This is a genomic window from Thermosulfurimonas sp. (genome assembly GCF_015491435.1).
In the GTDB taxonomy this organism is placed as follows: domain Bacteria; phylum Desulfobacterota; class Thermodesulfobacteria; order Thermodesulfobacteriales; family Thermodesulfobacteriaceae; genus Thermosulfurimonas_A.
The window spans coordinates 1-7357 of the sequence record NZ_WFVX01000054.1 but is presented as its reverse complement, the minus strand read 5'-3'; the positions used below and the strand labels follow the sequence as shown (position 1 = coordinate 7357).

The 7357-nt window shown below is 56.3% G+C and carries 9 protein-coding genes and 1 pseudogene; 3 read left to right on the top strand and 7 right to left on the bottom strand.

What is annotated here, in order from left to right; genetic code table 11:
• From F8J34_RS02535 to rnr, 3 genes are all read left to right on the top strand, one after another.
• On the top strand, window positions 1-1160 hold a 1160-nt coding region (locus F8J34_RS02535), incomplete at its 5' end, for a flagellar hook-basal body complex protein (protein WP_297056222.1).
• A 74-nt stretch (window positions 1161-1234) separates the two neighbouring features.
• Window positions 1235-1627, top strand: coding sequence for a hypothetical protein (locus F8J34_RS02530; protein WP_297056220.1), 393 nt, complete (start codon window positions 1235-1237; stop codon window positions 1625-1627).
• A 6-nt stretch (window positions 1628-1633) separates the two neighbouring features.
• The gene (gene rnr / locus F8J34_RS02525; RefSeq protein ID WP_297056218.1) at window positions 1634-3763 is read left to right on the top strand and encodes a ribonuclease R; all 2130 of its coding nucleotides are present in this window, start codon (window positions 1634-1636) and stop codon (window positions 3761-3763) included.
• Here rnr and F8J34_RS02520 read toward each other — a convergent pair.
• The 7 genes and pseudogenes from F8J34_RS02520 to F8J34_RS02490 all read right to left on the bottom strand — a co-directional run.
• The gene (locus tag F8J34_RS02520) at window positions 3746-4450 is read right to left on the bottom strand and encodes a DVU0298 family protein (protein ID WP_297056216.1); all 705 of its coding nucleotides are present in this window, start codon (window positions 4448-4450) and stop codon (window positions 3746-3748) included. The two genes, rnr and F8J34_RS02520, sit on opposite strands and share 18 nt — an antisense overlap.
• Window positions 4443-5648, bottom strand: coding sequence for a flavodoxin domain-containing protein (locus F8J34_RS02515; protein WP_297056215.1), 1206 nt, complete (start codon window positions 5646-5648; stop codon window positions 4443-4445). Before F8J34_RS02515 ends, F8J34_RS02520 begins: the two co-directional genes overlap by 8 nt.
• Before the next feature lie 45 nt (window positions 5649-5693).
• A complete protein-coding gene (gene rd, locus F8J34_RS02510) occupies window positions 5694-5858 on the bottom strand; it encodes a rubredoxin (protein WP_297056213.1) in 165 nt (54 codons plus the stop codon).
• Window positions 5859-5884: 26 nt separating this feature from the next.
• Window positions 5885-6268 carry a desulfoferrodoxin gene (locus F8J34_RS02505; RefSeq protein ID WP_297056211.1) on the bottom strand — a complete coding sequence of 128 codons (384 nt, stop codon included), beginning with the start codon at window positions 6266-6268 and terminating at the stop codon, window positions 5885-5887.
• Window positions 6269-6340: 72 nt separating this feature from the next.
• A complete protein-coding gene (locus tag F8J34_RS02500; protein ID WP_297056210.1) occupies window positions 6341-6658 on the bottom strand; it encodes a MerR family transcriptional regulator in 318 nt (105 codons plus the stop codon).
• A complete protein-coding gene (locus F8J34_RS02495) occupies window positions 6645-6944 on the bottom strand; it encodes an HU family DNA-binding protein (protein WP_297056208.1) in 300 nt (99 codons plus the stop codon). The genes F8J34_RS02500 and F8J34_RS02495 overlap by 14 nt, the downstream gene beginning before the upstream one ends.
• Window positions 6945-6947: 3 nt before the next feature.
• Window positions 6948-7357 (bottom strand): annotated as a pseudogene (locus F8J34_RS02490) (hypothetical protein); the annotation flags it as partial.

Genomic DNA, 7357 nt, shown 5'->3' with positions numbered 1-7357 from the left:
GGTTCTTCCTGGACGGAACCACCCAGCGGGTAAACATCGACTGGTCCCAGATCCCCACCTCGGGGACCACCGCCGGTACCAGCTTAAATGACACCCGCTATGCCCTGCAGGAGGTTTCCACCCTGCTTGATAGATGGGATGCCCGCAACGAAACCCCCCTGGCCTCCACCGAATATACCTATCGCACCACCCTTACGGTTTATGACTCTCTGGGGACCCCGCATGAGATCACCATCTATTACGATACCACCACCAAGGACAATACCTATGAGTTTCTGGTAACCTGTAACCCCAGCGAGGACCAGAGGGATTTCGTGAGGGACACCGATCCCATGCAGTGGACCACCCAGGAGGGGAGTATCACCGTGAACAAAGATGTTCCTTCGGGAGCCACCTATGCGGCAAGCAAACGCGGGGTCCTGATGTATGGCCGGCTTTCCTTCGACAACCAGGGTAATGTCAAAAATTTTTATGAGACCTACCGCCTGGATGCCAATACCGGGGCTCCGGTAGAGATTGTGGGCACCAACGGCAACCCGGTGCCGGATCCGGTGGATGGATTCAATGCCCTAGGGGCCAATGGTTACCCTCTTCTTATTGCCGATTTTCTGGGTATTGATCTGGTGGATAATTACCCCGCCGGCTCCGAACAGGATCAGGGGGCTAATGCCAAGGCCCTGCAACAGATCGAACTCAACTTCGGTTATTACTACAAGGACTCCTGGCGATCGGAGTCGGTGCGTACTACCCAGTATGCTACCAGTAACTCCACCATCTTTTTCGACCAGAATGGTTTCGGCCCCGGGTCGCTGGAGACGGTATCCGTGGATACCGACGGGGTGATCACCGGACATTACTCCAACGGCCGGGTTATCCCCCTCTGGATGGTGGCGCTGGCCAACTTCAACGCCCCGGAAAAACTGGACAAAGTGGGCGGTAACCTCTATCGGGAGACCACGGGTTCCGGGCCTCCCATTACCGGAAAGCCGCGCACCAACGGCCTGGGCTCCATTGCCCCCAATAGCCTGGAGCAATCCAATGTGGACCTGGGAGAACAGTTCGTGAAGATGATCATCTTCCAGCGGGGTTTCCAGGCCGACGCCCGCATCATCACCGTAACCGACACCATGCTGGACGAGCTCATCAACCTCAAGCGGTAAATTTTCGAATAAATTTTGAAGCATAGAGCGGGTGAGGGGTTTACCTCTCACCCGTTTGTTATTATTCTGAAGGTATGCAGGTGGAAAATCAAAATCTTGAAACCCTGATAGAAAGGATCCTCGAGACCAAGGCCGCCTCCCTTATATCCAAAGCGGTGGAGGACTATATACGCCGCAACGAGGAACGGGCCCGTGAGTTCTCTCTTCTTGAGCGTATCGTGCGGGTGGAGGAAGAGCTAAAAGCCCTGCGGGAGATCCAGCTCTCCCTCCTCCGCGAAATGAATGCCCGCTTCGAGGCCATGGATAAGCGCTTCGAGGCCATGGAAAAGGCCAACCAGCAGCGCTTCGAAGCTATGGAAAAACGCTTCGAGGCGCTTGACAAACGGCTTTCTTTCCTTCAGTGGTTTATGGGCGTCGGTTTCGGTTTTCTGGCTTTTCTTATCACCCTCATCAACTTTCTGCGCTGATCCTCGGTGGCTAAAGGTCGTAAAAAATCCCTAGAAGAAAAAATAAGAGAGGCTTTTAAAAAAGCCGGAAGACCTCTTCTTCTGCGGGAACTCTATCACCTGCTTCATATCCCCAAAACTGAAAGGGCCGCCTTCCGGCGTCTTATAAAACGCATGGTCGGAGAGGGCCTCCTGGTCCATATCAAAGGGCGGCGTTACGGCCTTCCGGAGCACATGCAACTGGTGGCCGGAAGGCTTTCCGTACATCCCGATGGTTACGGTTTCGTAAATCCGGAAGACGAAAACACACCCTCGGTGTTTATTCCTCCGGGGAGGCTCAAGGGGGCGCTGGATGGCGACCTGGTGGTGGCCCGCATAGAACGCCGAACCAAAAAAGGCCCGGAGGGCACGGTCATTCGCATCCTGGAGCGCCGACGCAAGAAGATCGTGGGCTTTTTCTATCGAAGCCGTAGGGTATCTACCGTAATCCCCGAGGACGAACGACTCCCTATCGAGATCCTCATCCCCCCGGACAAGACCCGCGGAGCCGAGGACGGAGACCTGGTGGTGGCGGAGATCACCGATTTTTCTCCCGGACGCCGGATCCCCGAGGGTCGGGTGGTGGAGGTGCTGGGAGATCCGGAGGATCTCGAAACCCAGGCCCGGGCCGTGATCTACAATTACGAGCTCCCCCACCGCTGGAACCGCAGGGTACGGGAAGAACTACGGCAGATCCCCGACACCGTGCGTCCGGAGGATAAAACCGGACGCCGGGATTTAACCCGGGTCCCTCTGGTAACCATCGACGGGGAAAACGCCCGGGATTTCGACGATGCCGTGTGCGTACGGCGCACCCGCACCGGCTACAAGCTCTATGTGGCCATCGCTGACGTCTCCCATTATGTGCTTCCGGGCTCGGCCCTTGACGAGGAGGCCTACCTCCGGGGAACCAGCGTCTATTTCCCGAATATGGTGGTCCCCATGTTCCCGGAAAAACTTTCTAACGGCATCTGTAGCCTCAATCCCCGGGTAGAGCGCCTGGCCATGGCCGTGGAAATAGATTTTGACCGCGAGGGTCGGGTCCGGAAAAGTAGATTCTATCCGGCGGTGATCTTCAGTCACGCCCGTCTCACCTACACCGAGGTCAAGGCCATGCTGGTGGACCGCGACCGGGAGCTCCGGCGGAAATATAAGTCCCTGCTCCGGATGCTTGAGAACGCCGCGGAGCTGGCCATGCTCCTTCGGGAAAGACGACTTTCCCGCGGAAGCATCGACTTTGACCTTCCGGAACCGGAGGTGCGCCTGGATGTTCAGGGTGAGATCACCGACATCGTCCGCCGGGAAAGACACCTCGCCCACTTCCTCATCGAGGAATTCATGATTGCGGCCAACGAGGCCGTGGCCCGATTCCTTGAGGATCGGGGCTACCCCTTTCTTTACCGGGTACACGAAGCCCCTGAGCCACTTAAACTTAAGGAATTCGTGGAATTCGCCCGCACCCTGGGGCTGGATCTAGAGGTTCCCCTGGAGCCCGATCCCTCCTGGGTACAGGAGGTGGTGAGACTTTCCGCGGGGAAACCCTATGCCTATCTGGTAAACATGCTTCTTTTGCGCTCCATGAAACAGGCCCAGTATTCCCCGGAAAACATTGGGCACTTCGGTCTGGCCTCAAACTGTTACTGCCATTTCACCTCTCCCATAAGGCGTTATCCCGACCTGGTGGTCCACCGGGTACTCAAGGCCGCCCTCAGGCGCAAGCGCCCGCCCTACCCTTACGAAAAACTCACCGAGATGGGAAAACACCTCTCTCAGCGGGAACGCACAGCCATGGAGGCCGAGCGCGAGATGTTCGAACGGGTGCAGGTGCGCTTCATGCGGGATCATATCGGAGAGACCTTTACCGGGATCATCTCCGGAGTGACCGCCTTCGGGTTTTTCGTGGAGCTTGAGGAATACTTCGTCTCCGGCCTGGTGCGTCTGGTGGATCTTCACGACGATTATTATTTTCTGGACGAAAAGAACCACCGCCTGGTAGGCCGCCGCACCGGAAAGATCTTTCGCCTGGGCGACTGGGTGCGGGTCAGGGTAAGGGAGGTAAATCTCCGCCGCCGGCAGATCACCTTCGAGCTGGTGGAAAAACTAACCCCCGCCCATTAACTCCAGGGCTTCTTTCGCCAGGGCCCTTACCGGATGCGGGGACAGCCGATTTCCATCATAAAAAAATATCTCTTCCTCGCGGGAAAGCAGAGCCTCAAGCCTGGGAATGATAAACTTTTGTTCCGGAAAGGGAGCCATCCTTCCCAGAGCCCAGGCCGAAAGCCCGGCCACCGCAAAATCTGGGGAGGAAAGAAGGGGTTTTAGGTATTCATGGGCCCGAAACGTAAGTAGCCTCTCCCTCTCTCTTTCCGCAAGGCGCCCTATGCCCCAGGCCACCCCACGCTGGGCCGGAGGATACTCCAGCATGTTTCCATCGGGTCGAAGATAGGAGACCAGGATGGAAGTGTATTCCTCGGAAAGCCTCGGGTGGTGGTAGAGACACTCGGCCATCCCCTCCGGCGCCCCCCAGGCCATGCCCCCGGATTCCTCGTTAAGCATCCACATGAGACGCCGAATCACAACGCGGGCAGCCTCGAGATCCTCCTCGGCGATACGGGCCACCGTGGGACCCAGGGAAAGTATGGCTCGCCAGCGCACCACCTCCTCGCGGTGACAGAAGGCCCCGATGAGGGGACTGACCAGCTTTCGCGGCGGAAAACGCCTCAAGGTCTCAAGGAGCCGCGGGAGGTCCGGGGCCGAAGAAAGGACCTCCCAGACCTCCCGCCGAAAATCCCTTACCCTAGACACCGCAGGCCTCTTTTACTTTGCGGGCAAGAAGCCGCCCCAGTTCCTCGCACTTTGCAAGATCCTCTTTCGTGGGACGATACTTCACCTTGAAGCCCTCATGCACCAGCTCGGTCTTGGTCTCCTCAAAGATCTTGTTCAGATGCTTTACCGCCTCTCCGCTCCAGCCGTAAGAACCGAAGGCCAGCCCCAGCTTCTTGCGAGGACGAAGCCCTTTCATGTAGGTGGTAAAACCGGCCACCGTGGGAAGGAGCCCGTTGTTAAGGGTGGGAGAGCCGAAGGCAATACCCTTCGCCTCCAGCACCTCGGCCATAAGTTCGGTCTCGTCCGAGACCGAAAGCTTGAAGAGTTCCGCCTCCACCCCCTCCTTCACCGCTCCCTCATAAACGGCCCAGGCCATCATCTCCGTGCTCGCCCACATGGTGTCGTAAATCACCAGCACCCGGGGCTTGGCCTCATAACGACTCCACCGGTCGTAGGCCTCGACGATCTCCTTCACATGTCTGCGCCAGATCACCCCGTGGTCCGGGCAGATCATCTCGATCTCAAGGCCCAGGTCCTTAATGGCCTTGAGCACCTTCTGAACCTGAGGCGAAAAAGGGAGCACAATGTTGGCGTAGTACTTGGCCACCTCCTGGAAGAGCTCACAGAAGTTGGCCTCGTCGTCAAAACGGGTGCTGGTGGCATAGTGTTCCCCGAAGGCATCCTGCGAGATGAGAATTTTATCCTCCGGGATGTAGGAGACCATGCTGTCCGGCCAGTGGACCATGGGGGTCTCGATGAATTTTATGGTCCGGGTCCCGGTCTTTAGCTCATCCCCGGTCTTGACCTCCACAAAGGGCCAGTCCTCCCGGTGGAAGTAGCCGATCATCCCCAGACGGGCGTTCCGGGTGCAGAAGATCTTTTCCGGTTTTACGGCCTCCACCACCCGGGCGATGGACCCGCCGTGGTCGGGCTCGATGTGGTTGATCACCAGATAGTCGATCTTCTCCGGATCCCCGATCACCTCCCGGATATGAGTCATCAGGGTCTCAAAGAAACCGGCTTTTACCGTATCAAAGAGCACGGTCTTTTCCGAATCCACCAGAAGATAGGCATTATAGGTGCTTCCCCGATGGGTGGTGTAACCGTGGAAATCGCGCACGTTCCAGTCCACCGCCCCCACCCAGTAGAATCCATCTTTGATTTTCACCGCTCCCATAACTATCCCTCCTTTTTAAAGAAATTCAGATTCCGTTTTCTTTGATCACTCCTCGTAGGGGGAAAATTCGCTCTTGGCTGCTCCGCAGACCGGACAGGTCCAGTCCTCGGGGAGATTCTCAAAGGCTGTTCCCGGAGATAAATTTCGGTCCGGATCCCCCTGAGCCGGATCGTAAATATAGCCGCAAACATTACATTGATATTTTTTCATTATCTTCCCCCCTTAACCTAAATTTTTTAATCTGTGGATGAAGCCCAAAGTCCATGGAGGTTACAGTATTCCCGGGCGGTGACCCTCTCGGCCTCTACGGCAAAAAAGGCCTCCGGGGCCTCACCGGGCTTGAGGAACTGGATATAGGACTTTCCCTCGGCCTGAAGCTCGATCCACTGAATATAGTGTTTCTCTTCCATGGGATGGGGAACGCTTCCCACCCTCACCTTGTAGCCCCCTTCCACCTTTTCGATCACCGGAACATGCTTTTCCACCGCCGCATCCGTAGTTCCGGGTTCGAGTTTTTCCATGGGTTTTCCGCAACAAACCAGCTCGCCGCGACCGGCGTTAAGCACCAAGGCTATGTTTCCACATACATTGCACCTATAAATCCCCAACCTCTCGGCCATCTTAAAACCTCCTTTTGTGGATTTACTATATCAGATATAGTAACTTTTAAACTGGATTTGTCAAGTCCAGATTCAAGAAAGGCTCCGATAGAGTTCCTCCAGCTCCCGGCGCACCTCGGCCAGTATTTCCCTGCAGGAGACCTCTCCGGAATCGTCGCCGCTCAGAACCTTCCTGGCCCCGGAAATGGTATATCCCTTCTCGTATAGAAGATGTTTTATCCGGCGCAGCAACTTTATCTCCTTGGAACCGTAAAAACGACGACCGGCTATGCGACGGGGCCTTAATTGCGGAAATTCCTTCTCCCAGTAACGAATTACATGGGGCTCCACCCCGAGAAGCTCGGAAACCTCGCTGATGGTGTGATAACGGACTCCCTCATTCCTGGGCATGTAAAAGGGCCTTGAGCGTAGGGGCCGGACGGAAGAGCACCTTCCGTGCCCCGGGGATAATAATACTCTCCCCGGTCCTGGGATTGACCCCCCGACGGGGTTTGCGTCGATGCACCCGAAAAACCCCGAAATGATGTATCTTTACCTCCTCTCCCCGCTCAAGTGCGATCTTGATCTCCTCCAGAAGCACATCCACAAAACGATACATACTGCGTTCCGAAAAACCAAACCTTTCGTGGAGCCTCCGGGCCAGATCCCGCTTGGTGACCGTCTTCCTTCCCTTCATCTTTTACCTCGGACGGGCCCTGAAATGGGCCATAATCCTCTCGGAGACCTCCTCCTGAATCCGGTTTACCTCCTCGTCCTTAAGGGTGCGCTCGGGAGAACGATAGAGAAAACGCAGGGTGAGACTCTTTTCTCCTTTGGGAATGGGCTCGCCCCGATATACATCCACCACCTCCACCCTCTCCAGATAAGGAATATCCAGATTCCGGATAAATTGCAAGATCTCTCCGGCCGGCAGCGAATCGGAAATAATGAGGGTAAGATCCCGTGAGGTAGCCGGATAACGGGGCAATTTCCGATAGAGTTTGGGTTTTTCCGGAAGATCCAGCAAGGCCGAAAGATCGATCTCCGCCACCCATACCGGATCGGGAAGCTCGAAGCGGGCCCGAACATAACCCTTGAGCGCCCCGGCCC